This is a genomic window from Paenibacillus terreus (assembly GCF_042138595.1).
In the GTDB taxonomy this organism is placed as follows: Bacteria; Bacillota; Bacilli; order Paenibacillales; family Paenibacillaceae; genus Paenibacillus; species Paenibacillus terreus.
In genome coordinates, this window is the sequence record NZ_JBHIRX010000001.1 from 287,340 (window position 1) to 313,055 (window position 25,716).

Sequence of the window (25,716 nt, forward strand, 5' to 3'; positions counted from 1 at the left end):
TTATTTTCATTCCAAAATTATCTAACCATGAAAGGTTGTGCAGGCATGAATGAAGTAATTGACACACTAACTGAACATCGTTCCATCCGCAAATATAAAAAGGACCCGTTGACCGAGCAGCAAATCATGACGATCATCAAAGCGGCCCAATCCGCCCCAACCTGGGGCAACGGCCAGCAGGTCAGCATCATCGGCGTGCAGGATCCGGACAAAAAGCGCAAGCTCGCCGAATTGACCGGGGGGCAGTCCTGGATAGCCGAGGCTCCGCTTTTCCTGCTGTTCACCATCGATTATTACCGTGCACGGCAGGTGCTTCAGGACAAGGGGCATGATCTGGGCTCGGCGGAAAATGTGGAGCTGCTTCTGATCGGCTCGACTGACGTTGGTCTTAATATGGGCTTCGCCATCGCGGCGGCGGAATCCATGGGCCTTGGCATTGTGCCGATCGGCGCTGTCCGCCGGGATTCCCAGACTGTAATCGATATGTTTGAGCTGCCTGAGCATGTGTTCCCGGTGTCGGGCCTGGTGATCGGATATCCTGACGATACGCCTGACCTGAAGCCGCGCCTGCCGCTCGAATCCTTCTACCATACGGAAAAATATAATGCCGATCAATTGCCATATTCGCAGCAGTATGACAAAGAATTTGCCGAATATGTTGCCAAACGCAGTCAGGGAGCGGCACAGAAAAATTGGTCCGACACTCTGGTTGCTTATTACAGCGGTGCAGGCAACCTGCGCACAGCGGATGTGCTGCGCAAGCAAGGCTTCAAATATAAGTGAATACGCCCATGGCATGCCGGGTCTGGCAGACCCGGCCTTTTTCTTTTTTTTCAGAGGCTATTCGTATTAAATATATCAATATTTTGTTACTATTCATCAAAATATCAAAAGAAAACCCTTTCTTAAATCAATATTATTATAATTAAGAATTCAGCAAATTCCAAATACTATAGTAGTTTATACCGATGCAGATGATGATACAAGGAGGAAGCAAGCAATGAAATTTACAGACGGCTATTGGATGGTCCGTAAAGGCTATGAAATTCAAAACCCGGAGGATGTACGCGATATTGTCACGAACGGCGCTTCCATTACGGCGTATGCCGCTACCAGACGTATTGAACGTAAAGGAGACACCTTGAATGGAACTCTCCTGAAGGCAACCTACAGCTCTCCGATGCCCAACGTCATCCGGGTAAGATTGAATCACCATAAAGGACTTGTGAAAAAAGGACCTGAGTTCGATATCCGTACGCTGCCTACAGAAGTGCAAATTTCCGAGCAGGAGGAAGAGGTTGTTCTGCAAAGCGGCAAGCTCAGTGTCCGTGTTGGACGAGGCAAGGGCTGGAATGTCGGCTTTTATTATGACGGCAAGCGGATGACCGGCAGCGGCTACCGCGGGCCGGGTTATATCAAGGATCCTTCCGAAAAAGCGTACTTCAGGGAGCAGCTGGAGCTTGGGGTGGGCGAATATGTCTATGGCCTGGGCGAACGCTTTACACCATTTGTGAAAAACGGGCAGATCGTGGATATATGGAATGAAGACGGGGGAACAAGCAGTGAGCAGGCGTATAAAAATGTTCCTTTTTACCTGTCGAGCAAGGGATACGGCGTGTTCGTCAACCATCCTGAGCGCGTCTCCTACGAGATCGCATCCGAGAACGTATCCAAGGTACAGTTCAGTGTGGAAGGCGAAACGCTGGAATATTTCATTATCGGCGGCAAAGATCCGAAAGAGGTGCTGGATAATTATACGAAGCTGACCGGCAAGCCTGCGCTTCCGCCTGCATGGACGTTTGGTCTGTGGCTGACAACCTCCTTTACAACGGATTACGATGAAGCGACCGTAAACCATTTCGTGGACGGCATGGCAGAGCGTGATCTTCCGCTGTCTGTCTTTCACTTCGACTGTTTCTGGATGAAGGAGTACCAGTGGTGCGATTTTCAGTGGGATAAGGATATGTTCCCCGATCCGGAGGGCATGCTGCGCCGGCTGAAGGAGAAAGGCCTTAAAATCTGCGCCTGGATCAATCCGTACATTGCGGAAAAATCAATTCTGTTCGATGAAGGCATGGAAAACGGGTATCTGGTAAAAAGAGCCGACGGCAGTGTATGGCAGTGGGATATGTGGCAGGCGGGCATGGGACTTGTGGATTTCACCAACCCGGATGCGGTGGCGTGGTACCAAGGCAAGCTGGCAGCGCTGATTGACCAGGGCGTCGACTGCTTCAAAACGGATTTCGGCGAGCGTATCCCGACCGATGTTGTTTATTATGACGGCTCCGATCCTTATAAAATGCACAATTATTATACTCATTTATACAATAAAGCTGTTTTCGAGCTGTTGGAGCAGAAGCTGGGCAAAAATGAAGCCGCCCTGTTTGCACGCTCCGCTACCGCCGGAGGCCAGCAGTTCCCCATTCACTGGGGCGGCGATTGCTCCTCCACCTATGAATCCATGGCTGAATCCCTGCGGGGAGGGCTGTCGCTGGGCTTGAGCGGATTTGGCTTCTGGAGTCATGATATCAGCGGTTTTGAAAATACGGCAACACCTGATGTCTACAAGCGGTGGGTGCAATTTGGCTTGCTGTCCTCCCACAGCAGGCTGCACGGCAGTTCTTCCTATCGTGTGCCATGGCTGTTTGATGAGGAAGCGGTGGACGTGGTGCGCGTGTTTACGAAGCTGAAATGCTCTCTGATGCCGTATCTGTACAGCTCGGCTGTTGAATCCTCCGTACGCGGGCTGCCTATGATGCGGGCGATGCTGCTGGAGTTCCCGGACGATCCGACGACACATGCGCTTGACCGCCAGTACATGTTCGGCGACTCGCTGCTGGTCGCGCCGATCTTCAACGCGGAAGGCAGCGCGCAGTATTACCTGCCGGAAGGCCGCTGGACGAACCTGCTTACAGGGGAGGTCGTGGAAGGCGGGCGCTGGCGCACGGAAAATCACAGCTTCATGACACTGCCGCTGCTGGTGAAGCCGAACGGCCTGATCGCGATCGGGCGTGAAGACAGCCGCCCGGATTACGATTATGCCGATGGCGTACAGCTTCATCTGTTCGAGCTGGAAGACGGTGCTTCCGCCGAGAGCGTTGTGAGCAGCACAGCCGGAGAAGTAGAGCTGACTGTGTCCGTCAAGCGTGAAGGCGGAAAGCTGTCCATCGTGTCCGAAGGAGCCGGCAAGCCTTGGAGCGTCGTGCTGCGCGGAATCAGCGGGCTGTCAGGTATTGACGGGGGAAGCAGCGAGCAGGGAACCCAAGGGGTTGTCATCACACCGGCCGATCCGAATGGATCTGTAACAGTAACTCTTTAATACCGGATGTATGGAAATGGCCGTCCTGTTATCATGGATAACATTGGACGGCCATTTGTTCATCATCATGTAATTTCCTCAATCATCAATCATCTGTCTTCATTAATTCCGGCATATCCAATGCCATGGAAATGTTGCACAGCATCCCTCTTGCCAGAAAAAGCATCGTTCTTTCGGCAGGCTCGGGAATGCCTGCTTCCACAAAAGCATTAAGCACGATCTGTCTGATGTTGTCAAAGCCTTCCCGCATTACCTCAACGATCGGTGCATCCATAATCGTCTGGGCCTGCATTTGCAGCAGCACTTCATTGCGGTGTTCATACATAATCTTCTCATAGGCAGTTATGAGTTCTTTCTCCAGCAGTTCAGGCGGAACAGTACTCACAACCTGGTTGAAGGAATCTGCGATCCGAGTCCAGGATGTCTTCAATGCCGCACGCAGCAGCTCCTCCTTGGTAGAAAAAAACTTGAAAATGTACGGTTGTGAAATATTTGTCCGTTCCGCTACTTTCGCTGTGGTAGCCCTGTAAAACCCCATTTCCGCAAAAACTTCGATGGCTGCAGAAATGATTTCATTCTGGCGGCTGACGGAAACTGCTGAATTTTTGGCCATAGGCTGAATCATCCTTATCCTTGGTGTATAGTAATTAATCGATCACTAACTAAACTATACATGAGATTCATCCCAGATGCAAACAGTCATTATTCGCAAACAAAGGCAAGTTGCTGCCCTGTATAATAAAGACGTCGCCCAACCACAATAACTTTATTCTGTGCAAAGGTGGTTTTTGGGGATGCGTCATAACCAACTGAATTTGATTGCCCTTGGCTCCATCCCGCTCATGGCAACACTCGGGAATTCCATGCTTATTCCCGTTCTGCCCGAAATCGGCAGGGAATTGCATGTCGGCTCCTTGCGGGTAAGCATGCTGATTACGGTGTATGCGGTTGCGGCGATTGTGCTCATTCCTTTTGCAGGTTATTTATCCGATAAATTTGGTCGGAAAGCTGTGATTGTTCCTAGCCTGATTATTGCTATCGCGGGAGCGGGTGTTTCTGCCGTAGGTGCCTGGCTCCTGAAGGATGGCGCGGCGTACTGGACCATTATCGGGGGACGGTTGTTGCAGGGGATTGGCGCTGCAGGCGCTTTTCCGATTGTCATTCCTTTGGTCGGTGATCTGTATGAGGACGAGGAAGCGGCCAGCCGCGGCCTTGGAGTTATTGAAACCTACAATACGTTTGGGAAAGTGTTAAGCCCCATTCTGGGAGCAGCTTTGGGGGTTCTGCTCTGGTATCTTCCGCTGCTCGTGATCCCTGTATTGTTTCTCATTTCCATGCTGCTTGTGCTGTTCATTATCCGAGCTCCGAAGCGAAAGAAGGATTCTACAACCATCAAGGAATTTGCAGTAGGGATAAAAAACATCCTGGCTGAAAAGGGAAGATGGCTTTATGCCATTTTTGCTGTTGGCTGCATATGCATGCTCATTATTTTTGGAACGCTTTTTTATCTGTCGGAGACACTGGAGTCGGACTACGGGCTTCATGGTATTCTGAAGGGGCTTGTGCTGGCCATCCCGCTGGCAGCCCTATGTCTGTTCTCGTATCTTGGAGGGAAAGCGGCGGGGAAAAATAAGAAACGGATGAAATGGCTCAGCTTCGCAGGGCTTGCGCTTATGGCCGGAAGCCTTGCCGTTATCGGCTTGTTCCGCAATATTTATGCAGTTACAGGCCTGTTTGCCCTGGGAGGGGCTGGTATTGGCCTCGTGCTTCCCTGCCTGGATGCGCTGATTACGAAAGGAATCGGCAAGAAGGAGAGGGGGACCATCACCTCCATATACAGCAGCATGCGTTTTCTGGGAGTCTCCCTGGGTCCGCCGGCTGTATCGCTGCTGCTTGCAGGGGGGCACAGCCTCCTCTTCGGCGTGCTGGCCGGGATGGGCTGCGCTGCTGCACTGCTGATGCTGATGGCTGTCAAGCCAAAGCAAGGTGATCCGGAGAGGGGAGACAGCGGAGACCGCAGGAAAAGAAGGAGTCGTTTCCCCCATGGATCTGTCAACGCTGTCCCGGGAATGCGGCGCAAAACGTCGGTAAAATAACGAAAGCCCAGGTCTCCATTTGCTGGAAACCTGGGCTTTACTCGCAACAATTAAAATCGCTCACTCAGTGCGTCTGACTTCAGTGAATGTTCCTCGTTAGGCGTGTTTCTTATATGGTGCTTTTTTGCGGGGATGTCTGCTTGGAAGCTCCCAGAACGTAAATAACGATCATGATTACAATGGCAATGGCCGAAAAGCGGTACATGGCCGCGTAATCGGAGGCTTTGGCAATGACCCCCAGGATGAGTGCGCCTATGGCCACACCCAAATCAAGCGAGTTAAGAAACATGCCGTTAGCCATGCCCCGCTGCTTGGGAGACACAACCTGGATCATCCAGGTCTGCAAGGCCGGCTGCATCGCTCCGAAGCCAATGCCGTAACAGAGGGCGGATAGATACATCCAGGCATCCGTATGGGCAAAGGAGAGCAGCACCAGGCCACCGATCAGGAACAGGGAGCCGGGCAGCAGCAGTGCTTTATGACCGTAGCGATCATAGATTCGTCCGGAAAATGGTCTGACAAGCAGCACCGCCAGCGCATTAAATAAAAAGAAAAAGGCCGGATGAGCCAAATGGGCCTCTTCACCGTACAAGGCCATGAAGCCTATCAGGCCGCCGTAGGTGATGGACATCAAAAAATTAAGGGCCCCGGGGATGAGCAGGCGGCGGTTAAAGCCCGGCTTTTTCCCGTCTTCAAGCGGTACCATTGGCGGCTCGATATGCCCTTTTGGAAGCTTTCTAACTAGCCACAACGCGAGCGGGAAGATCACGGCAATGACAAATGCGGTCGAAAATACAAGCGTGTTAAATCCGCTGTATTGAAGCAGTGAAATCCCGATGGTCGGGCCGATGGACATCGCAAGGCTTGTGGACAGTCCGAAGTATCCCATGCCTTCTCCCAGGCGCTTTGCGGGAATAATATCGGAGGCCATCGTCGGAAAAGCGGTGCTGCTCATGCCAAAGCCGATGCCAAACAGCATGCGCATGGCCAGCAGCATAGCGATAGCAGGAGCCACACTGTAGCCCAGCGTTCCGACCAAGGCAAGCAGCAGGCCTATAAATATAAGCTGACTGCGGTGTCCTTTTTCAAGGAGCCGTGCGGAGAAAAGTCTCGCGATAATGGCACTCAGGGCAAATAGCGTGGTGACAAGACTGACCTGAACGGAGTTGGCGTTAAAGGCGGTTTTTACATAAGACGGAATGGAGGATACGATCATTTGCAATTCCAAAAATAAAAAAAGATTCGATACCGTCAGAACAATAAAACCCTTTGTCCACAACGGTTCTTTCACTTGCTGCATATTATTGTTTCTCTCCTTGTTGTTCTAACTCGGTGATGTTGGCTTGAATCTGGCGAAGGATGGTCATAAAGTGCTCAAAATTACGTTCGTCAATACCTTTCAGAAACTCGCTGCTGATCTGCTTTTCAATGGGCAAAGTCTCTTCTATCAGCTTGCGGCCGGCGTCGGTCAGGTACAACAGATACGCCCGGCGGTCCTGTGCGGACGGGGCACGGCGCGCCCAGCCCTTGCGGTCTAGAACATCCATCAACCGCGCGGTCGTCGGCTGATCCTTCGCCGAACGGTGGGCGATCTCCTTCTGATTCAGACCTTCTTCCCTGTAAATCTGATGCAGTACGGACCACTGTTCAGGTGTAATATCATAATCTTTCAATCTGTTCATTAGAAGCTGGCTCATGCGGCGGTAGGTTAAGCCAAGAATGGCGCCAATCGAACGTTCATGAGGAGTGATATACATAGCTGCTCCTTTCTGCTGGGGAAAATACTTGTCTTAACAAGTATATATGGAAGTTTATTCTTTTGTCAAAGAAAAAAAGAAAATAAAGAGTTGGGCTGTGAAAATTTTCATCGTATTACAGATAGGAAAGGTGATTTACAAAGAAAAAAAGGCTGCATGAAATGCAGCCTTGCTGATTATAAGTTACTTCGTTTGCGGAACTTTTTCCCAATCCTTCAGGAAGCGTTCAATTCCGATGTCCGTAAGCGGATGCTTCCAGAGGGAAGGAAGAAGGGAGCCGGGGATCGTTGCGATATGTGCTCCGGCCAGGGCGGCGTCCTCCACATGCTTGATATTGCGGATGGAGGCGGCAATGATTTCAGACTTGAGATCATGGAAATCGAGAATTTGTCTCAGATCACGGATCAGCTGCATGCCATCTACAGCAATATCATCCAAACGTCCGACAAACGGGCTGATAAAGGTAGCGCCGGCTTTGGCGGCCATCAGGCCCTGAGCGGCGGAAAAGATCAGTGTCACATTGGTCTTGATTCCGTTCTTGGTCAGCTCATTGCAGGCATACAGACCGTCCTCGGTCATCGGCAGCTTGATCACCACGTTGGAGGCCCATTTTGCGATTTCGTAAGCTTCCTCCAGCATCTGTTCCGCCTTAAGGCCGATCACCTCAGCGCTTACCGGCCCTTTGACGATGCCGCAGATTTCCTGAATGACTTCCTTGAACACTCTTCCTTCCTTGGCAATCAGGGAAGGGTTGGTGGTCACGCCGTCAACCAGGCCAAGACGCTCAATGCGTTTGATTTCCTCGATATTACCGGTGTCCAAGAAAAACTTCATGAAAGAACTCCTCCTCAGTGTTTGTGCTCGGTTTAGATTTTGCAAAATACCCGGAAAACAACCTACAATTCAGCAAAAATACTTAAAGTAGCAGTGTACAGGCTTAAAAACTATAATTTAGTATGTACCATATCTTAAATTGTGACATACTTTAAATTCCAAAACAAGATATGGTGATCTGCTTAGATGTAATTTAATATTGATTTTACATACATTTTCAGAAACCTTTGGCAACGTTATATTACCCATTTGGACAAGGAGGTAATCACCATAATGCTGCTGAAACGGCAGATTATAATTTAGGATATCCGAATAAGAAAACGGGAGGCATGCTATTGCACTGGATTGCGATGATCACGATGCTGATTGACCACATTGGAGCGGTGTTTCATCCAGATGAACTTGCTCCATGGCGAATTATAGGAAGGATTGCCTTCCCGATTTACACTTTTGCATTGTACCTGGGGTATCTGCACACCAGGAATATGAAACGCTACATGTTTCGTTTATTTGTGCTCGCTTTGCTGTCACAGCCGCCCTTTATGTTTGCGTTTGGTACAGCCGGGTTGAACGTTATTTTCACCCTGCTCGTGTCACTGCTTGCGCTGGCGGGTGCTGACAGGCTAAAGAGTCCGGGACTGATGATTCCTTTTTATGTTGTTGTCGGGGCATTAATGGAATGGTCCAATATGGATTACGGCGCATATGGGCTTGTGCTTGTGCTGATCTTCCGCTATACGCGGGGAGTGTGGATGGTGATCGCGCATTTTATACTGAATCTTCTGTATGAGCTATGGAATTATCGATATATCGGCTACATGTATTATCAGCCATTTACGATGGTTCAGCATTACAGCATTATCTCCACCGTTGTGATCAGTCTCTTTCAGTCAAGTCCAGGGGTGTTCCGCAGGACGGTTCCACGCTGGCTGTGGATCAGCTTCTACCCCGTTCATCTGGCAGTTATTGCGCTTGTTGTTATTTACCAGTCCGGTTTTGATCCGGTGCTGCAGAAAATTGCCAACGATTTCTATGCCGAGTACAGGTAGCATCGGGCGTTTTACCGCAAATGAAAAGAGCGCCTCAGGTCAACAGACCTTTTAAGGCACTCCCTTCTTCTGCAAACGGTTTATGTTTTTGGCGGCTCTTCCTCGGCGACCATGAAATAAGAGGTAAGTTCCTGCAGCTCTTCAGCCATCATGCTCAGTTTATTGGACGAAGCGGTGATGGCCGCGATGGATGCCCATTGCTCCTCCACGGACCGGGAAATTTGGCCACTGCTGGCCGCCGTACTGGTGATCATGGCAGACAGGTGATCGGATGAAGCCTTCATTTCCTGTATGCCGGCCGAAATTTCGGCTGTTGCCGCCCACGTATGCTGAACCTGCTCCGCCACCTGTGCGATGGCTTGCTGCATGTTCATAAAAACGTCGGTGGCCCTTTTTACCATTTCCGGCGCATCGTCCGCCGTTTGAACACTTTCTATCAAGCGGTGAACGATTTCCATGCCTTCCTCAGACCGCTGCCGCAGGAGCTCCGCTTCTCTTGCCAGACTGGTGGAATTTTCGGTTACGGACTGAATCACGGCGGCCATATCGGACATGGCGAGCGCACTGTCGGCAGTGGCTTTGGCCTGTACTCGCAAATTATCGGAAATTTCATTAATGTTCCGGTTGATAATATTGGCATTGCTGTCGTTTTGCTCACAGATCACCGACAGCTCCTTGGCCGATTCGCTTACTTCATCAGTGGTTTGTTTTACCTTTGCCATAATTTCGTTCATTCTGCAGATCATATGGTTAAATCTTTCATTCACCCGGCCAAGGTCATCCCTTCCGGTCTGAATGCGGATATCCAGCCTGCCGCGGCTGACCTCCTCAATGCCCGAGATCAGGGCCTTGACGGGAGCGAGCGTTCCTTTGACGACAAGATACTGCAGCAGCAGACAAATGACGAGGAAGCCCGCAAGAATAAGGATATTATGGACAAGCAGCCTCTGCAGGCCGTCGCGAATGGCGCTGGCATCGGCGTCTACGGCAAAATAGGCGAATTTTTTGTTCGTTTCGTCCATGATCGGATAGATAATGGTGGTGAATTCACCGAAGCTGTCCTGATAAATGTCGGTAAACACAGGCTGGCTCGTATCGAGCATTTTGCCCAAGGCCTGCGCTACTTCGGCCGGCTGCTGGTACATATCACCGACACCCAGTTTCCATTTCCGCTCCATATCCTGTCTCAAGGGGGTTGGCATGGCTACAATGGACGTACTGAGACGGTTTTTCCCGCCAAGCTCTGTGCCGAAAATATAAGCATGCTCGATATTGGGATTGTGCTCGGACACGGCATCCAGAAAGGCCCGCAGCTTTGTCTGGGCAGGACCGTCATAGCTTTGTTCCTTCACGGCTTTGCGGACAAGACCGGCATCCAATCCTGAAAACCATTCCGCCGTGTTTTTTTCAATTTGATTGCGCAGCTGATCCGTGAGCACGCTTCGCTGGTTAAAATAGCTTGAGCATATGAGCGCCGTACCGATCAGGATGATATTCATGAACGACAGCAATAGATTTTTGTGAAAAAAAGAAAGCGTACGCCAATTAAACACGAAATTCACTCCTAAAATTGCGATGAATCGACAATGGCCGACAAATTTATCATAATCGATCTTGACCAAAAAAACATCAATAAATGGTGGATAATTCTATGAAACACGCTATAATTAGCCTGAATCTAAAAGAAGACCAATAATATGTAGCAGAATGCTTGATGAAGGAACGGCAATAAACTAAGCTGTGTATTGATTGTACTCAATAAGCTCGGGAGTTGATAAGATGAATTTGAAAAAAACGGCCGCGGAAAAAGCGGTGGAAGCGATCAAAGACGGCATGTGCATCGGGCTTGGAACAGGCTCAACGGCATATTGGGCGATACAGAAAATCGGGGAACGGGTCAGAGAGGGATTGAAAATTGAAGCTGTTGCGACGTCTGTAGCTTCGGAAGAGCTGGCGGTTCAGCTCGGTATTCCCATCGTCCCCTTTGAAAATATTACGAGACTGGATATTACGATTGATGGAGCCGATGAAGTTAGCCCGCAGCTGCATTTAATCAAAGGCGGCGGCGGAGCGCTGCTGCGCGAGAAGATTGTCGCGGCCAATACGGATTATTTTATCGTAGTTGCCGATGAAAGCAAGGCCGTGGATACGCTGGGGAGCTTTGCGCTTCCGGTTGAGGTTGTGCCTTTTGCCAGCGAATGGACAAAGAGAAGGCTGGAGGCTTCCTGCCCGGACGTACAGTGGCGGGTTAAGGACGGTGTGAAGTATATTACCGATAATGGTAACTACATCGCCGACTGCAGGTACGGAGAGATCCATGATCCGGCGGAGCTGGAAGCCATGCTGAACAGCATTCCTGGTGTGGTGGACAACGGATTGTTCGTCGGGATGGCTGATAAAGTCATTATCGCCAAGTCCGACGGAGAGCTGGATATTCGGGTAAAATGAAAGCAGGCAGCTCCAAAATAGCGGCGGTGCTCCTGCTCGTCTATGTGATTCTGCTGATGTACTGGATGTTTCTGGGCTTTGGCAGGACATGGGATTTTTCAGCGCCTTACAGATACAATTTACATCCTTTGCGAACGATTCACAGCTACATAAGGTCGGCTGATATTCTCCCGTTCAGTGTATGGGGAGTTAATTTGCTGGGTAATGTTGCTGTATTTATTCCGGTCGGAGCGCTGCTTGCTGTCATGATGCGCCGCCGTCTGCGCCTGCTGCATATGCTGGCCGGTTTTCTTCCGGCCTTGCTTTTGCTTGAGCTGCTGCAAATGCTGCTCAGGGCAGGCAGTTTTGATGTGGATGATGTGCTGCTCAATGCGGCAGGGGCATGCTTGGGCTGGATTCTCGCGGCAAGAGTTTTTTCCGGGAAGAGACAGCGGCAAACTTGACAACTACATGCAATTGAGATATCTTCGAATGAAGATAATTGTATGGAGGATTTCTGATATGTCAAAAACTCTTGATGAACATGAATTAGCTCTCAATTTATTTGTCGTGCTCGCCCGGGCCTATAACTCGGTCACCTCCCGCACGAACCGTGATATTCAAAGCCATGGCCTGAACACGACGGAATTTGGTGTACTGGATCTGCTCTATCATCGGGGGCCGCAGCCTCTGCAGAAGATCGGGGAGAAGGTTCTTATTTCCAGCGGGAATATAACGTATGTTGTGGATAAACTGCAGAAGAAGAATCTGCTTAGACGGCGCGCCTCTCAGGATGACCGCCGGGTTATTTTTGCAGAGCTGACGGAAGAAGGCAGACACTTCTTTGAGCAAATTTTTCCGCAGCACAAGCAGGTTATTTTTGACACTGTCAGCGGTCTTTCGCCAGAGGAGAAGGAGCAGGCTGTGGCTCTACTGAAAAAGCTGGGGCTTTCAGCCGAAGGCTCTCTTTAAGGGTATCTGTCATATAACGTTTTTCTACCGTACCGGTTTGCATGACCGGTACTTTTTTTGCCAAACGGATTTGTGTGCCGCAATTGGAGGGGGATGGTCATGAAACATGAGGAGCTTCTGTATTCATATATGGATGATCCGCAGGTGATTGAGGATCTGAAGCGGGTCAGAGAACTTGGCCTTCCGCAGAGCTGCATCGCCGCCGGTTATGTAAGGAATCGGGTCTGGGACAAGCTGCATGGTTATGTAGCTCTGACGCCCTTGAATGATATTGATGTCATTTATTATGACCCCGACAATACGCTGGAGGAGAGGGATCATCATTTGCAGCAACTGCTGAACCGGGGGCAAATCAACCGCCACTGGTCCGTTAAAAACCAGGCACGCATGCATGAACGCAACGGCGATCCCCCTTATACTTCCGCAGAGGATGCCATGCGGTATTGGCCCGAGACGGCGACTGCCATAGGGATATACTTGGATGTTCAGGATGTTATGCATACTGTTGCGCCATTCGGCCTTGACGACTTGTTTGAGATGAGGGTCAGAAAAAGCCCATATTTCCGAAATACGACCGCGTTCCGTGTGCGTGTGTTTCAAAAGGAATGGCTTGACACCTGGCCGCTGCTCATTATGGATGTATAGAGATGAGTCAATTAGGAAGCACGATGAAAGGGGTTAAAGTACGAATGTTAAAAAATATTAAATCCGAAACGGACCGGCCCGAAGTGCGGGAGCTGCTCGGTTATGCCGATGTAGCGGGCAGAGTGGATGAAGATGAGCTCATCAACCGCTACAAGACGGATGACCGTCTGTATTTATATGGTTATGAGGATGACGGGCTCATTGTAGGATTGCTGGGGTTCGAGCGCAAGGAAGAAAGGATTATTCACCTGCATCATATCGCGGTGCTGCCGGAGAACCGGCTTAAGGGTTACGGGCGGGGAATGCTGCTGCAGGTGATCAAGGATCTTGATCCGCAGCAAATCATTGCGGATACTGACGAAGAGGGTGCGCAATTTTTCCGGAATCTCAGCTTTACTGTATACGGATCAGCGGACCCTTTGACAGGCCTGGAGTCTTTTCACTGTGTCTATAATATGGTGGACGAAGAATAAGCATATACCGTGCCGCAACTGTCTCTCATCTCATAAGCTAGGATATCGGGAATGAAAATCTGATGATCCGCCGGCCAGGAGGTGAGAGAGTTGGTGTACCGCTATACGGCCATTGGCGATTCACTTACAGCTGGGGCAGGGGCTTTGCCGGGAAATGGTTTTGCACCGTTATATTGGAGGTCCATTGAGAGATATTCGGGCCGCCGGGTTCTCTATCAAAATTTGGGCGTCAATGGAATGACTTGCCCTGAGCTGCTGCGGAATGTAACAAGCTCCCCTGTCTACAGAACCGCTCTGGCACAGGCTGATATTATAACGGTCTCCATTGGGGGAAATGACCTGATTCGTCTGGCGAGATCCTCCGGGGGCATAAATATCCGCTCCGAATTGGCTCGGCTGCAGGGATGCTTGCGTCAGACCCTTGCCGTATTATACAGCATAAAATCAGGCAGCCGTTCACCGTTTCTGATTCGCTTCGTCGGCCTGTACAACCCATTCCCGGGGCTGCCTGCAGCCGTCTGGGGAGTTCGCAGCTTCAATGCGTCTTTAAGCTCCTTGAGTGGTCCATACTGCCGTGTGGCTCATATTTATGACGAATTTGAGGGCAGGGAGCGGCAGCTGCTTTCGGTTGACAGGGTTCATCCTAATGGGCGCGGCTATCGCGTGATTGCTGCCCGGCTTGATAAGCTCGGCTTTGCGCCGTTGTTTTGAGGGGAACATAGTGAAGCACGGAAAAAAGGAAGTTCTTGCACAATGGCGAGAACTTCCTTTTTTTCGTGTTGCACACAGGTCAGCCTGTCAGCTTGCGGTACCAGCTGCGCAGCGCCCATTTGCGTTCGCTGCGCCGCCGGTATTTGGGCAGGGAGCGATAGACGGCCAAGGATTGCGCAAATGCCTCGGCCGCTTCGGGTTTCATGCCGAGGGAGCGGTACAGCATGCCTGACAGATAATAACCTTCGCTTGAGGAGCTCTGTATGTCCTGAAACTGCCCCAGGTAAGCGAGAGCCTTGTTATGGTCTGTGCCCCTGAATGCGGCTGCCAGGCGCAGGTAAGGCTCGCCATATTGTACACGCGGATTAATTTCGAGAGCTTGCAGCAGATGCGCTTCCCCCTGCTCCTTGTCGCCGTCCATCAGCTCGGCAGTCCCTACAGCGCACCAGTAATCTGCAGACTGCTCGTAACTTGAACGAATGTCATGCAGCAGCCTGAGCGCTTCGCCATGCTTCTTCCTCTCAAGCAGGCTGCGGGCAAGATCAAAACGGGCTGATACATCATTTGCGTTCAAGGCGATCTGCTGGCGCAGTTTGCTCTCATTGCGTCTTCGTTTCCAGGGCCGGGTCAGGCTCGGGAATATCCCGACAAATCTCCGGTCCAGCGCATAAATGACCACGACTAAAATCAGCAGCGCCAGAAAGGGATTGCCCACAAGCCACCATAACAGTGAGAACAGAATAAATTTGCTCATTTTTCTTGTTTCAGCTCCTCAGACCGGGTCAATAATACCAAATCGTTGGCTTCCATATTATAGCACAAGATTCTAGCATCTGGCCGGACTGAAAGAACGGACTGGATAGAAGAAGAACTAGCTGCTTTTGTTGAGCAATGTATGTTTGTTCGCGCTGCTGTTCCGCCGATGGATGGCAAACAGCACGATGCCCAGCAGGCACAGCGCGCCGCCGAATACGGCCAAGAGCCAGGCTGATGAGGCAGCTCCGCCAAGATCCATGCTTCTGCCCGTCCAGAGCGGAAGCAGCGCTCCTCCGACGCCGCCTGCCGCAATCAGCAGACTTGTCGTCATATCCTCGGTACCCGGCAGCATTCTGCTGGCAAACACGAGGGCAATGGAGAAAATGCCGGACATCCCCAGTCCCAGCAAAATGATGAGGGCAAAGGTGCCTGCGGTTCCGTTCGCAAGCGGAAACAGCAGAAACAGCAGTGCGGCGGCAGCAGAACTGATGACCACATAACGCCCGTATCCGTAGGCATCCGCAATTTTCCCCGAAAATACACGTCCCACCGACATGGCAAGCCAGAAGCAGGTCACGCTCAGGGCGGCCTGGGCTTCGCCAAGCTCCAGTCTTTCAAGCAGCATGGAAGGCAGGAAGTTGGCCAGACTCATTTCCGTACCGACATACAGAAAGAAAAACAGAATGAACAGCGCAAGCAGCGGCAGCATTCGCGATGTATATATGACCTTGCGCTCAGAGGCAGCAGCTATGGAAGACTGCCGTTCATTGAGTACAGGGTCAAGCTTCCCGAAGGATGCCGTCAACCAGAATACGGCCATGACCGCCGCCATCAGGGCGATGATCGGGAAAGAGAATCTCCACATGCCCAGCACGATCAGCCAGCCGGCAAGCGCAGGCATGGCCAGTGCCCCCAGACCGAAAAACACTTCAAGACGGCTCATCACCGAACCGGTGCCTTCCTTGACACCGCCAATGACAATGGTGCCGATAACGGCTTCGACCATGCCGAAGCCAAATCCGGACGCCGCGCCTATCAGGTACATCCAGCCCCATGGCGGAAGCAGGGCGTACAGCAGCTGCGCGGCGCAGAGCAAAAACAGAGCCAGCACGAGAGCGGGACGCTTCCCGTATCTGGCTGCGAGGGAAGGGGAAATGAGCACGCCGATCAGAAAGCCGGCAAATTGTGCAAATATAAGGGTTCCCCCATCCGTATAATCTCTGCCGTAATGTGTGAGCAGCACAGGCAGCAGAGATCCGATAATCACATGGGCAAGACCGATCAGCAGGTAGGAAAACCCGCCGATCCACAATAATCGTTTCAAAGAAGTTCAGCTCCTTTAATGATAATATCCCGCGCCATGGCAATGCTTGGCACGGGATACATAAATCAGCACTGGTTCACAGCTGTATTTCAGTGCTTGTTACGCAAGCTCCAGTATTTGCACATCTCTTCCGTTGATCGTGACTGAACCGGTTATTTCCGTGCCGCTAAGCAAATCACGGGCGCTTCTATTTCCAAAATGATAGGTTTGCGCTTCGGCGTTATGGTTCATGACGAACAAATACTGCTTGCCGTTCTTGGTCCGCATGCTTGCTTCGACGCCTGCCGGAGCTTCAAGCAGCGGATGAATGCCTTTTTCCTCACAAATTTCACCCAGCAGCCTGTCAAGGAACTCCTTGTCGGGATCGGTGGCCACATACCATGCACTGCCTTGGCCAAACCGGTTGCGGGTCAGCGCCGGCATGCCTTGATAGAAATCCTCGCCATATTCCGCGAGAACTTCGGCCCCTTCACTATGCAGCAGGTCGCACAGCATGCCGCATTCGTATTCGCCTTTGAGCAAACCGTATTCCTGAGTCACGACTATACGATTTTTCTGTTCAGGCAGGAGGGCGTCAATCTCTTCCACCCATATTCCAAGCAGCTTCCGCAGTTTTCCAGGATATCCTCCAAGTGTAACGAGATCGTTTTCATTAACAATACCGCTGAAGAAGGTCGTCAGGAAGCTACCGCCTCTCTCAACAAAGCGTTCCAGCCTTTCCGCTACCCCGGGCTTTACCATGTACATGACAGGGGCGATGACAAGGTCATATTTCTCAAAGTCAGTGTCGGTCCCGATCATATCTACTTGTATATTACGGTTGAAGAGGGCGGCGTAGTACTTATGAACCTGATCGACATATTTCAGCGCGACGGTTGGTCCGCTGGATTTTTCGACCGCCCACCAGTTATCCCAGTCAAAGAGAATCGCCACTTTGGCTTCCACAACCGTGTCCAGCGTCTGATCCCCCAGCTGCTGCAGCTCTTTGCCGAGCTGTGCGACTTCCCTGAATACTCTCGTATTCTCATGTCCGGCATGCTCAATGACCGCACCATGGAATTTCTCGCAGGCTCCCACTGACCGCCGCAGCTGGAAAAACATGATCGTGTCCGCACCGCGGGCAACGGATTGATAGCTCCAGAGGCGCATAACCCCCGGCCGCTTCAGTGAATTGTAAGGCTGCCAGTTTTGCTGGCTTGGCGTTTGCTCCATCAGCATGAACGGCTGCCCGTCCTTCAGTCCGCGCATCAGGTCATGGGCCATGGCCGTGTAGCTGTATGGCGTGTTAAGTCCAGGATAGCTGTCCCAGGAGACGATGTCCATATGACGGGCCCATTTGAAGTAATCGAGCTGCTTGAAAAAGCCCATCAGGTTGGTGGTCACGACAGCATCCGGAATATGCTTCTTGATTGCGTCATGCTCCAGCAGGTAGCATTCCAGCATGCTGTCCGAGTTAAAGCGCGCATAATCGAGCGAAATGCCCTGGAAGGAGGACTTGTTGTCTCCCCAATGCTCGCTGAGATTGCTGGGAAGCACAATTTCGCTCCAATCATAGAAGGTATGCCCCCAGAAGGCGGTGTTCCATGCCCGGTTGACTTCTTCAAGCGAGCCGTATTTGTTTTTTAGCCAGACTCGGAAGGCCTTTTCGCAATTGTCGCAGTAACAATCACCCCCGTATTCGTTGGAGACATGCCATACCAGCACGGCAGGATGATTGCGGTAGCGCTCAGCCAATTGATCGGCAATCCGTTCGGAATATTTGCGGTAAGTCGGGCTGTTCGGGCAGGAGTTATGGCGGCCGCCGAATTTGCGCTTGCGCCCGTCCGCGTCGACCCGCAGAACATCCGGGTATCTTGTCGCCATCCATGCGGGATGGGCGGCGGTGCTTGTAGCCAGGCAGACAAAGACACCGCTTTCATAAAGACTGTCGATCAATTCATCCAGCCACCCGAAATTATACGTATTTTCGTCCGGCTGATTTTTGGCCCAGGAAAACACGTTGATTGTGGCTATATCGATTCCGGCGAGCTTGAACAAACGAAGATCCTCTTGATGTGTCGCCTGATCCCATTGCTCGGGATTATAGTCGCCTCCGTAGAACATTTTTGGCAGTTTGCTGCTGATCACAATCTTCACCTCATCATATAAGAATAATTCCATGGTATATCAATTCAACATCTTTTTAAATATAATAAAAGTAATGATCAGTATAAAAATACGGAACTTACTAAGGAGAACCTTCATGGAGCCTGTGCATAAAAGATATTTTCTGGCCCACAGGGAGCAGCCCCTCCCTTTATATATGGAAAGCATCGGCTGGAACGGGGGACAGGAGGAGGTTGACCGTCCGGAGGGATATCCGCTGTATCATTGGCTGCAGACGGTGAAGGGGGAAGGACGCTTCCGGTTCGGAGGAGCTGAAGTGCAGCTTATTCCCCATACCGGAGTGCTGCTTCCTCCCGGCGAAGCGCATGCTTATCTCAGCACAACGCCGAATTGGCAGACACTTTATATTACTTTTGGGGGGCCTGCGGCAGCGGCTGTGCTGTCCTCGCTCGGCCTGAACCACGCCTCCTGGTATCATTGGGATGCAGGGAGCGGATTGGAAAGCTTCGGCATGGACATTGTGAATACAGCTGCTCCGGAGCGTGATTTGTCAGGGCTTGACGCTTCCGCAGATCTCTACAGATTTTTGACCCTGCTCAAAAAACACGGCCGGACCGGCTCGCTGCCCTCCTTGTCCGAGCACGTGGAGCGGATTTCGCCGGTGCTCGATTTTATGCAGAAGAATTACAGCCGGCCCGAGATCGGGCTGGAGGATATGGCGGCCGTTCTCAATATAAGCGTCCGGCATCTGAATACCCTTTTTAAGCAGTCGCTTGGGGTTACCGCCTACGCATATCTGATTGCGCTTCGTCTGCGCAAGGCCAAGGAGTTGATGACGAGCGACACCTCCTTGCCCGTCAAGGAGACGGCACGGCAGGTCGGCTTCCGTGACGCGAGCCATTTCGTCGCCACCTTCCGCAAAATGGAGGGGCTCACACCGCAGCAGTTCAGAACGCTGTATTAAACCTTTGTTTTGCCCACTTAAAATATGAAGAAAATCGCTTGAACATCTGCCGCCACTGTGCTTATATGTTATTTGGATTGATTTGTAATTAAATGATATACATTGGAAGATTTCGGGGAGGGACCAGAATCATGAAGCTGGGAAACAATGAAAAACTGATTTTTATCGGTGACTCGATTACAGATTGCGGACGGCAGCATCCTGTCGGTGAAGGCTCCAGCGGCGCGTTGGGAACGGGCTATGTGGCTCAGGTGGATGCGCTTATACGGGCGGTTTATCCCGAACTTGGCATCCGGGTTGTCAACATGGGCATCAGCGGCAATACCGTACGTGATCTGAAGGAACGCTGGAGTGGCGACGTTATCGCCCAGGAACCGGATTGGCTTTCGGTGAAAATTGGCATTAATGACGTGTGGAGACAATTTGACGCTTTCAGCCGTCCTGAGATTCATGTATATCTTGATGAGTACAAGCGCACGCTGCGGGAACTGCTTGCTGAAGTCCGTCCCATGGTGAAAGGGCTTGTGCTTATGACCCCTTATTATCTGGAGCCCAATCTTGAAGATCCGATGCGGGCGACGATGGACGTCTATGGTGCGGCTGTTATGGACATCGCCAATGAGTTTGATGCGAGCGCCGTAGATACGCAAAAGGCGTTCGACAGGCAGTGGGAGCATGTGTATCCGGCATCCCTGGCATGGGATAGAGTACATCCTGACCAGGCGGGCCATATGATCATTGCGCGGGCGTTTCTCAATGCCCTGGATTTCGACTGGAACAGATAACCTGAGGCCCTGCGCCGACCAGAATGATCCGCCATTTACGTGGCGGATTTTTCAGGTCCGGATTTTTTGGAATGACACGTGTAACGTAATTTTTTTCACAGTTTGATCCCCCTTAAAAAGGTATAAATAATAATTGTCCATTCGGAAAAAACTCGTATTAGCTGTCAGGATGAGACACGGCAGGGCGGGAATGGCGGCCGTTACTTCACATGAGAAGGCAGATGATTAGCATGTACAGCACGTTTAAACGGATTTTGATCGGGAAGCCAAGAAAGTCAGCCGACATCGAAGGGGAGAAGCTGGGCAAACTGAAAGCGCTGGCCGTTCTTTCATCTGACGCGCTGTCCTCGGTGGCGTACGGGACCGAGCAGATTTTGCTCGTGCTCATTGCGGCCGGCGCAGCTGCACTTTGGTATTCCGTCCCCATATCGATGGCGGTATTGGGGCTGCTCGTTATTTTAATCATTTCTTACCGGCAGACGATATTCGCTTACCCGAGCGGCGGTGGAGCATATATAGTAGCCAAAGACAATCTGGGCAGAGCGCCAAGCCTCGTCGCAGGCGGCTCACTGCTGGTCGATTATATTTTAACGGTGGCGGTCAGCTCATCTGCGGGCACGGATGCTATTACATCGGCGTTTCCTTCTCTGCATGAGCACCGAATCGCAATCGCACTGGTCATGATCATTTTTCTGACGATTATGAATTTACGCGGGGTAACCGAATCCGCTACCGTACTGGCAGTTCCTATTTATTTATTTGTGGTGGCCATCTTTGTGCTGATTATCAGCGGTGTTTTTCACTATGTTGTATACGGCGGCGGGGCTGCAGCTTCTCACCTGGAGGCAGCGGCATCGAATGTCAGTCTGTTTTTGGTGCTGAAGGCATTCAGTTCAGGATGCTCGGCGCTGACGGGAGTGGAGGCGGTATCTAATGCCATCCCCAATTTCCGCGACCCGGCTCCGCGCAATGCGGCGGCCACGCTCATGATGATGGGCATTATCCTGGGTTCCATGTTCATCGGGATCAGTCTGCTGGCATTCTGGTACGGGGTAAGGCCAAGCGCGACGGAAACGGTCATTTCGCAAATCGCAGCCACCACATTCGGCAGAAGCACGATGTATTACCTGATTCAGGGGGCAACGGCACTGATTCTGTTTCTGGCGGCCAATACCGCATATTCAGCCTTTCCGCTGCTGGCTTTCATGCTCGCCAAAGACAAGTTTATGCCGCATATGTTTATGGTCCGCGGAGACCGGCTCGGGTATTCCAACGGAATCATCTTTCTGAGTGTAATGTCGGCCGTTCTGGTCATTGCGTTTCACGGAAATACCGAAAATCTGATTCCCCTCTACGCCGTCGGTGTATTCATTCCGTTTACCCTGTCACAGCTTGGCATGATGCTGCGCTGGCTCAAACACAAGCCTGCAGGCTGGACCGTCAAATTGGCCATCAATACGGTAGGTATGCTGACAACCATGTCCATCACCCTGATTTTCATATTCACCAAGTTCAGTCAGGTATGGGTGGTGTTCATTTTCCTGCCGATTGTGCTGTATCTGTTTACACAGATCAACCGGCATTACAACAATACGGCCGAGCAGCTGCGTGTGAATCTCGATTCCGAGCTGGTGATTAAGGGCAATACTGTCATTATTCCAGTGGCCGGGCTAACCAAGGTGGTCGCCAATACGATCAGCTATGCCAAAACGATCTCTGACCAGGTCGTTGCGGTGTATGTCGGCTTTGACGATGAATCCATTGCGAAGATGGAGCGGAAATGGGAAAGGTGGAATCCGGGCATCAGGCTGGTGACCATCAAATCGAGCTATAGAAGCATTATCGGGCCTCTGCGCAAATTTATCGATACGGTGCAGTGGAAAAAAGGGAAGGAAGACCATATTACTGTTGTTATCCCGCAGTTTGTTACCAAGCACTGGTGGGAAAATATCCTTCATAACCAGACCAGTCTGCTGATTCGGGCCTACTTGATCAACTATAAAGATGTCATTGTTACTACAGTTCCTTTTCACTTGAATAAATAGTGCCGCAGGCAAAATTATAAATATGGCCAGCTCTTTCACAGGTTTGGAAAGGGCTGGCCTTGTTCATTTCCATTTACCGGACTCGGGGTCCCGGTAAGCTGCCGATGGTTTTTTCAGGGACGGAAACGGAAGACGGCTGATCATAAGCACGGAAAAAGCGAGCATGACGGCGGCAAAAACAATCTCCGACACACGGCTGCCGGCAAAGGAAAACAGGGCGAGCAGACTGCCTGCCGCGGTAATCGGCATGCCTGTGAAGGTTGTGCTGAAGGAGGACAGATTATAGCGAGCCAGTCTTAATGCGCCGCATAACGTAAACATGATTACAAGCACGGCTCCGAGCGCTTCGTTCCATCTATGGAAGATGGAGAGATAGATCAGGAAGGAAGGGGCCAGCCCGAAGGATACGATGTCGGCAAGGGAATCCAGCTGCTTGCCGAATTCGGCGTCTGCGCCGATCCGCCGCGCGAGCAGCCCGTCGAGCAGATCGAACAGCACGGACGCAAAAATGAGCAATGCGGCTGCTGCGTACCAGGACTGGGATATCGCGAGTACAGAACAGACGCCTGCGGCCAGATTGCATGCCGTAAGAAATGACGGAGTCCAGCTCAGCTGCATGACAGATTCTCCTTTTCTACGAAATTAATAAGGGCTTCAAAAGTCCTCTTGTATATATGTCCAAAAGTTTTATAATCTAATCCGGCTGGCTTGGAACACAAAAAAATTAGGCGCCTCATACGAGACGCCCATTGATGGGAGAGGAGAAACCGGACGAAGAGCTTATGGGGAAACGTAAGCCTTCTCCGCGGTTGTCTACGGCATTGGTTAAATGCCGATACTTCAATTGTGACCCGATTGCGAAAGGAATATACATGCAATGCGGGGGTTTTTGTGAAAAATCTTTTCGGCGGGCAGATATGAGCTATTTTCCATATAGATGTGCTATATGTTACGATAACGTCATATCGGTCTGTCAGGGACAGACGGTCAAGACTACATAGAGAATGGGTGAACATAGGGTGAGAGTCGTATCGGGCAGTGCTAAAGGCAGACCGCTTAAGGCAGTTCCCGGAACGGGAACGAGACCGACAACCGATAAGGTGAAGGAAGCGCTGTTTAGCATGATTGGTCCATACTTTGACGGGGGAACCGCACTTGATCTGTTCGCGGGCAGCGGAGGACTCGGCATTGAAGCGCTGAGCCGCGGCATGGAGAAAGCGGTTTTTATCGATATGGAGCCGAAAGCCATTGAGGTGATCAGAGAGAACCTCCGCAAAACCGGCCTGGACAGTCAGGCTGAAGTGTTCCGCAATGAGGCTGGGCGTGCCCTCAAGGCCCTAGCCAAGCGCGGGGCTGTTTTTGATGCCGTTTTTCTGGACCCGCCTTACCGTATGAAAAACGGGGATGAGCTGATGGGAAGGATGGACGAGCTCGGCCTGCTGCGGGACGAAGCCGTCATTGTCCTTGAATACGAATCCGGCTATAGCTATCCGGAGCAGTTCGGAGCCTTCAGCGGGATCCGCAAAGCCGTATACGGTGAAACGGCCGTGTCCATCTACAGGTATGAACGGGTACGGGAGCAGACAAGTGAACAAACAGAGGCCGCAGTTGAACCACACAGAGAGGCGGCAGACGAGGAGGAGCAGCATGAGTGAGCCAGCAAACAAAAAAAGGATCGCCGTCTATCCAGGGACGTTCGATCCGGTGACAATGGGGCATATGGACATTATTCAGCGGGCGTCCAAACAGTTCGACCACCTGATTGTGGCAGTGCTGAACAATATAAGCAAAAATCCGCTGTTCAGCGTGGAGGAGCGGATCGCCCTTCTGCGGCAGGCGACGGAGGATATGCCTAACGTTGAAGTCGATTCCTTTCGCGACTTGACGGCCAATTATGTCAGGCAGAAGGGGGCGCAGGTCATTGTCAGGGGCATTCGGTCCGTAACGGATTTTGAATACGAGCTGCAGCTGGCTTCCACCAATCATAAGCTGAACCCGGAGGCGGAGACGATCTTCATGATGACCAATCCGAAATATTCCTATTTAAGTTCGAGCATGGTGAAGGAGATTGCGCATTTCAACGGCAACGTCATCGACCTGGTGTCGCCTGAGGTGGAAGAAGCGCTCAGACGCAAAATCAGCGAGAAGAACGGCGGGTCCGCCAACGAATCATAAATGAAGCTGCCAGCAGCACTCCCAGAATTGCGATCAGTAAGGCGAACGGTGTTGCGGCAAGCGTGAGCAGCCGGTCGATGGAATGGTCAACAGTCCCTTCCCGAACGGGGAGCAGCTCCAAATAGGCAGGGACGGCAAACGAGGTGAGCTGCTGCCATGGCTTCCACAGAAGCAGCATAACCAGAAACGACATGCCTGCATGCAGAAAGCGCGTAACGGCAAAGGAAAAGCCTCTGTCAGCGGGCTTTGTTATGGCAATGATCTGCATAAGTCCGCTCATTCCTCCCCAGCCGAGGATGGCCCCGATCGCCGCAGCCTGCATGCGGGGATCGCTGAAAAAACGGACAGCTGCGTGGGCGCCAAGATGCTGCTCCAGCAGCGCCGGCCACAGCAGCATGGGAGCCTGTGGTGTCAAATAGACATTCAGAAGCCGAGTCATCACGGCGAAAAATATAATAAAACCGCCGATAAGCATCAGGGTTTGAACGGCGTTCGATACCGTTTCACCCAACAATCGGCCGAAGCTGCGTCCGTCCCTTTGCCGGGCGGCGGACATTTCAGCGTATAAAGCACGCAGCATGGAAGGGTGGAGGCCGGAGCCGCTGGAGGAAGCTGCGGCTTGTGTGCCCTGCTGTGCTGCTTTTTCTTTTGTCCCGAAAAGGCGGACGGAAACCATACCCGCGAGCATGCCGGTAATCCAATGGACAAGCAGCAGCATATAACCTGTGGAAGGGCTGTGCAGGAAGCCGGCTCCGATGACAAGCACAATTGTCATCGGATTGCAGAAGCTGGCGGTTCCTGCCAGCAGGCGGACCTGCCGTTCCCCGAGTCCGTCCCGTCCGCCCAGCTGTCTGGCTGCTTCCGCTGCTGCCTGCCCGCCTGCGGTCATACCAAGCGCAATCACCCATCCGCTGCGGCCCGGAAGGTGAAAGCAGGCGCGCATCAAAGGGGCCAGCAATACGCCCAGCCCATGTACAAAGCCGGAGGCAATCAGCATTTCGGACAGCATCAGGAAAGGGAGCAGGGCGGGGAAGACGATGCTCCACCACAGCTTCAGCCCTTGTCCTGAAGCCTCATACACCTGCTCGGGGGCGGCCACGACGGCGGCCACCAGCAGCAGCGAGCAGGCTCCGAGCAGCCAGGTCGCCCACAACCGGCCGGGTTGTTTTTCCTGTATTGTCTGCATATTCCTCCTCCTTTCCGGATGGATTCTTATAGAGGTAGTTCAAAAAGTCATCTTTTGATCACGAAGGAAGTCAGGAAGCGGACTCGACATCG

The 25,716-nt window shown here is 51.6% G+C and carries 25 protein-coding genes; 15 read left to right on the top strand and 10 right to left on the bottom strand.

Annotated elements, in window-relative coordinates:
• Window positions 1-45: 45 nt before the first annotated feature.
• Together ACE5KN_RS01295 and yicI are read left to right on the top strand one after the other, a co-directional pair.
• Window positions 46-783, top strand: coding sequence for an NADPH-dependent oxidoreductase (locus ACE5KN_RS01295; protein ID WP_375528283.1), 738 nt, complete (start codon window positions 46-48; stop codon window positions 781-783).
• Window positions 784-1,000: 217 nt separating this feature from the next.
• Window positions 1,001-3,319: an alpha-xylosidase gene (gene yicI, locus ACE5KN_RS01300; RefSeq protein WP_375528282.1), complete on the top strand. Its 2,319-nt coding sequence runs from the start codon at window positions 1,001-1,003 to the stop codon at window positions 3,317-3,319.
• Window positions 3,320-3,404: 85 nt separating this feature from the next.
• On the opposite strand, the gene ACE5KN_RS01305 is transcribed toward yicI, so the two are convergent.
• Window positions 3,405-3,932 (bottom strand): TetR/AcrR family transcriptional regulator, encoded by a 528-nt coding sequence (locus tag ACE5KN_RS01305; RefSeq protein WP_375528281.1) that lies wholly within the window; start codon window positions 3,930-3,932, stop codon window positions 3,405-3,407.
• A 181-nt stretch (window positions 3,933-4,113) separates the two neighbouring features.
• On the opposite strand from ACE5KN_RS01305, the gene ACE5KN_RS01310 reads away from it, so the two are divergent.
• Window positions 4,114-5,415: an MFS transporter gene (locus ACE5KN_RS01310; protein WP_375528280.1), complete on the top strand. Its 1,302-nt coding sequence runs from the start codon at window positions 4,114-4,116 to the stop codon at window positions 5,413-5,415.
• A 109-nt stretch (window positions 5,416-5,524) separates the two neighbouring features.
• Here ACE5KN_RS01310 and ACE5KN_RS01315 read toward each other — a convergent pair whose 3' ends face one another.
• The 3 genes from ACE5KN_RS01315 to fsa form a co-directional block, all read right to left on the bottom strand.
• Window positions 5,525-6,715: an MFS transporter gene (locus ACE5KN_RS01315; protein WP_375528279.1), complete on the bottom strand. Its 1,191-nt coding sequence runs from the start codon at window positions 6,713-6,715 to the stop codon at window positions 5,525-5,527.
• A 1-nt stretch (window position 6,716) separates the two neighbouring features.
• The gene (locus tag ACE5KN_RS01320) at window positions 6,717-7,172 is read right to left on the bottom strand and encodes a MarR family winged helix-turn-helix transcriptional regulator (RefSeq protein WP_375528278.1); all 456 of its coding nucleotides are present in this window, start codon (window positions 7,170-7,172) and stop codon (window positions 6,717-6,719) included.
• 183 nt (window positions 7,173-7,355) lie between these two features.
• On the bottom strand, window positions 7,356-8,006 hold the full coding sequence (gene fsa / locus ACE5KN_RS01325; protein WP_375528277.1) for a fructose-6-phosphate aldolase: 651 nt from the start codon (window positions 8,004-8,006) through the stop codon (window positions 7,356-7,358).
• Window positions 8,007-8,341: 335 nt separating this feature from the next.
• Here fsa and ACE5KN_RS01330 point away from each other — a divergent pair, with 335 nt between their 5' ends.
• A complete protein-coding gene (locus ACE5KN_RS01330) occupies window positions 8,342-9,055 on the top strand; it encodes a TraX family protein (protein WP_375528276.1) in 714 nt (237 codons plus the stop codon).
• A gap of 80 nt (window positions 9,056-9,135) precedes the next feature.
• Here the strand turns inward: ACE5KN_RS01330 and ACE5KN_RS01335 are convergent, their stop codons facing one another.
• Window positions 9,136-10,608, bottom strand: a complete 1,473-nt coding sequence (locus ACE5KN_RS01335; RefSeq protein WP_375528275.1) for a methyl-accepting chemotaxis protein — start codon at window positions 10,606-10,608, stop codon at window positions 9,136-9,138.
• Window positions 10,609-10,834: 226 nt separating this feature from the next.
• Here ACE5KN_RS01335 and rpiA point away from each other — a divergent pair, with 226 nt between their 5' ends.
• From rpiA to ACE5KN_RS01365, 6 genes are all read left to right on the top strand, one after another.
• Window positions 10,835-11,503 (top strand): ribose-5-phosphate isomerase RpiA, encoded by a 669-nt coding sequence (rpiA, locus tag ACE5KN_RS01340; protein WP_375528274.1) that lies wholly within the window; start codon window positions 10,835-10,837, stop codon window positions 11,501-11,503.
• Window positions 11,500-11,946 carry a VanZ family protein gene (locus ACE5KN_RS01345; protein ID WP_375528273.1) on the top strand — a complete coding sequence of 149 codons (447 nt, stop codon included), beginning with the start codon at window positions 11,500-11,502 and terminating at the stop codon, window positions 11,944-11,946. The genes rpiA and ACE5KN_RS01345 overlap by 4 nt, the downstream gene beginning before the upstream one ends.
• Before the next feature lie 58 nt (window positions 11,947-12,004).
• The gene (locus tag ACE5KN_RS01350; RefSeq protein WP_375528272.1) at window positions 12,005-12,454 is read left to right on the top strand and encodes a MarR family winged helix-turn-helix transcriptional regulator; all 450 of its coding nucleotides are present in this window, start codon (window positions 12,005-12,007) and stop codon (window positions 12,452-12,454) included.
• Window positions 12,455-12,553: 99 nt separating this feature from the next.
• Window positions 12,554-13,099, top strand: a complete 546-nt coding sequence (locus ACE5KN_RS01355) for a nucleotidyltransferase family protein (RefSeq protein WP_375528271.1) — start codon at window positions 12,554-12,556, stop codon at window positions 13,097-13,099.
• Between the two features lie 44 nt (window positions 13,100-13,143).
• Window positions 13,144-13,572 carry a GNAT family N-acetyltransferase gene (locus ACE5KN_RS01360; protein WP_375528270.1) on the top strand — a complete coding sequence of 143 codons (429 nt, stop codon included), beginning with the start codon at window positions 13,144-13,146 and terminating at the stop codon, window positions 13,570-13,572.
• A gap of 93 nt (window positions 13,573-13,665) precedes the next feature.
• Window positions 13,666-14,283, top strand: coding sequence for a GDSL-type esterase/lipase family protein (locus ACE5KN_RS01365; protein WP_375528309.1), 618 nt, complete (start codon window positions 13,666-13,668; stop codon window positions 14,281-14,283).
• Window positions 14,284-14,362: 79 nt separating this feature from the next.
• On the opposite strand, the gene ACE5KN_RS01370 is transcribed toward ACE5KN_RS01365, so the two are convergent.
• The 3 genes from ACE5KN_RS01370 to ACE5KN_RS01380 all read right to left on the bottom strand — a co-directional run bounded on the left by ACE5KN_RS01370 (window position 14,363) and on the right by ACE5KN_RS01380 (window position 18,490).
• Complete coding sequence (locus ACE5KN_RS01370; RefSeq protein WP_375528269.1) at window positions 14,363-15,037, bottom strand: tetratricopeptide repeat protein; 675 nt, start codon at window positions 15,035-15,037, stop codon at window positions 14,363-14,365.
• A 117-nt stretch (window positions 15,038-15,154) separates the two neighbouring features.
• Window positions 15,155-16,363 carry an MFS transporter gene (locus tag ACE5KN_RS01375; RefSeq protein ID WP_375528268.1) on the bottom strand — a complete coding sequence of 403 codons (1,209 nt, stop codon included), beginning with the start codon at window positions 16,361-16,363 and terminating at the stop codon, window positions 15,155-15,157.
• 99 nt (window positions 16,364-16,462) lie between these two features.
• Entirely contained in the window at window positions 16,463-18,490 is a 2,028-nt protein-coding gene (locus tag ACE5KN_RS01380; RefSeq protein ID WP_375528267.1) for a beta-galactosidase, read from the bottom strand.
• Between the two features lie 115 nt (window positions 18,491-18,605).
• On the opposite strand from ACE5KN_RS01380, the gene ACE5KN_RS01385 reads away from it, so the two are divergent.
• The 3 genes from ACE5KN_RS01385 (at window position 18,606) to kimA (ending at window position 22,263) form a co-directional block, all read left to right on the top strand.
• Complete coding sequence (locus ACE5KN_RS01385; protein ID WP_375528266.1) at window positions 18,606-19,433, top strand: AraC family transcriptional regulator; 828 nt, start codon at window positions 18,606-18,608, stop codon at window positions 19,431-19,433.
• Between the two features lie 131 nt (window positions 19,434-19,564).
• A complete protein-coding gene (locus ACE5KN_RS01390) occupies window positions 19,565-20,218 on the top strand; it encodes an SGNH/GDSL hydrolase family protein (protein ID WP_375528265.1) in 654 nt (217 codons plus the stop codon).
• A 230-nt stretch (window positions 20,219-20,448) separates the two neighbouring features.
• Window positions 20,449-22,263 carry a potassium transporter KimA gene (gene kimA, locus ACE5KN_RS01395; protein WP_375528308.1) on the top strand — a complete coding sequence of 605 codons (1,815 nt, stop codon included), beginning with the start codon at window positions 20,449-20,451 and terminating at the stop codon, window positions 22,261-22,263.
• 63 nt (window positions 22,264-22,326) lie between these two features.
• On the opposite strand, the gene pssA is transcribed toward kimA, so the two are convergent.
• On the bottom strand, window positions 22,327-22,881 hold the full coding sequence (pssA, locus tag ACE5KN_RS01400) for a CDP-diacylglycerol--serine O-phosphatidyltransferase (protein ID WP_375528264.1): 555 nt from the start codon (window positions 22,879-22,881) through the stop codon (window positions 22,327-22,329).
• A gap of 401 nt (window positions 22,882-23,282) precedes the next feature.
• Between pssA and rsmD the strand changes: the two genes are divergently transcribed.
• Window positions 23,283-23,918 (top strand): 16S rRNA (guanine(966)-N(2))-methyltransferase RsmD, encoded by a 636-nt coding sequence (gene rsmD, locus ACE5KN_RS01405; RefSeq protein WP_375528263.1) that lies wholly within the window; start codon window positions 23,283-23,285, stop codon window positions 23,916-23,918.
• On the top strand, window positions 23,911-24,438 hold the full coding sequence (coaD, locus tag ACE5KN_RS01410) for a pantetheine-phosphate adenylyltransferase (protein ID WP_375528262.1): 528 nt from the start codon (window positions 23,911-23,913) through the stop codon (window positions 24,436-24,438). Before rsmD ends, coaD begins: the two co-directional genes overlap by 8 nt.
• On the opposite strand, the gene ACE5KN_RS01415 is transcribed toward coaD, so the two are convergent.
• Window positions 24,401-25,624: a nucleoside recognition domain-containing protein gene (locus ACE5KN_RS01415; RefSeq protein WP_375528261.1), complete on the bottom strand. Its 1,224-nt coding sequence runs from the start codon at window positions 25,622-25,624 to the stop codon at window positions 24,401-24,403. The genes coaD and ACE5KN_RS01415 overlap by 38 nt on opposite strands.
• Between the last annotated feature and the right edge of the window lie 92 nt (window positions 25,625-25,716).

Coding starts and splice junctions, on each gene's coding strand:
- ACE5KN_RS01295 (WP_375528283.1), top strand. CDS start 46: ATGAATGAAGTAATTGACACACTAACTGAACATCGTTCCATCCGCAAA.
- yicI (WP_375528282.1), top strand. CDS start 1,001: ATGAAATTTACAGACGGCTATTGGATGGTCCGTAAAGGCTATGAAATT.
- ACE5KN_RS01305 (WP_375528281.1), bottom strand. CDS start 3,932: ATGGCCAAAAATTCAGCAGTTTCCGTCAGCCGCCAGAATGAAATCATT.
- ACE5KN_RS01310 (WP_375528280.1), top strand. CDS start 4,114: ATGCGTCATAACCAACTGAATTTGATTGCCCTTGGCTCCATCCCGCTC.
- ACE5KN_RS01315 (WP_375528279.1), bottom strand. CDS start 6,715: ATGCAGCAAGTGAAAGAACCGTTGTGGACAAAGGGTTTTATTGTTCTG.
- ACE5KN_RS01320 (WP_375528278.1), bottom strand. CDS start 7,172: ATGTATATCACTCCTCATGAACGTTCGATTGGCGCCATTCTTGGCTTA.
- fsa (WP_375528277.1), bottom strand. CDS start 8,006: ATGAAGTTTTTCTTGGACACCGGTAATATCGAGGAAATCAAACGCATT.
- rpiA (WP_375528274.1), top strand. CDS start 10,835: ATGAATTTGAAAAAAACGGCCGCGGAAAAAGCGGTGGAAGCGATCAAA.
- ACE5KN_RS01345 (WP_375528273.1), top strand. CDS start 11,500: ATGAAAGCAGGCAGCTCCAAAATAGCGGCGGTGCTCCTGCTCGTCTAT.
- ACE5KN_RS01350 (WP_375528272.1), top strand. CDS start 12,005: ATGTCAAAAACTCTTGATGAACATGAATTAGCTCTCAATTTATTTGTC.
- ACE5KN_RS01355 (WP_375528271.1), top strand. CDS start 12,554: ATGAAACATGAGGAGCTTCTGTATTCATATATGGATGATCCGCAGGTG.
- ACE5KN_RS01360 (WP_375528270.1), top strand. CDS start 13,144: ATGTTAAAAAATATTAAATCCGAAACGGACCGGCCCGAAGTGCGGGAG.
- ACE5KN_RS01370 (WP_375528269.1), bottom strand. CDS start 15,037: ATGAGCAAATTTATTCTGTTCTCACTGTTATGGTGGCTTGTGGGCAAT.
- ACE5KN_RS01385 (WP_375528266.1), top strand. CDS start 18,606: ATGGAGCCTGTGCATAAAAGATATTTTCTGGCCCACAGGGAGCAGCCC.
- ACE5KN_RS01390 (WP_375528265.1), top strand. CDS start 19,565: ATGAAGCTGGGAAACAATGAAAAACTGATTTTTATCGGTGACTCGATT.
- kimA (WP_375528308.1), top strand. CDS start 20,449: ATGTACAGCACGTTTAAACGGATTTTGATCGGGAAGCCAAGAAAGTCA.
- pssA (WP_375528264.1), bottom strand. CDS start 22,881: ATGCAGCTGAGCTGGACTCCGTCATTTCTTACGGCATGCAATCTGGCC.
- coaD (WP_375528262.1), top strand. CDS start 23,911: ATGAGTGAGCCAGCAAACAAAAAAAGGATCGCCGTCTATCCAGGGACG.
- ACE5KN_RS01415 (WP_375528261.1), bottom strand. CDS start 25,624: ATGCAGACAATACAGGAAAAACAACCCGGCCGGTTGTGGGCGACCTGG.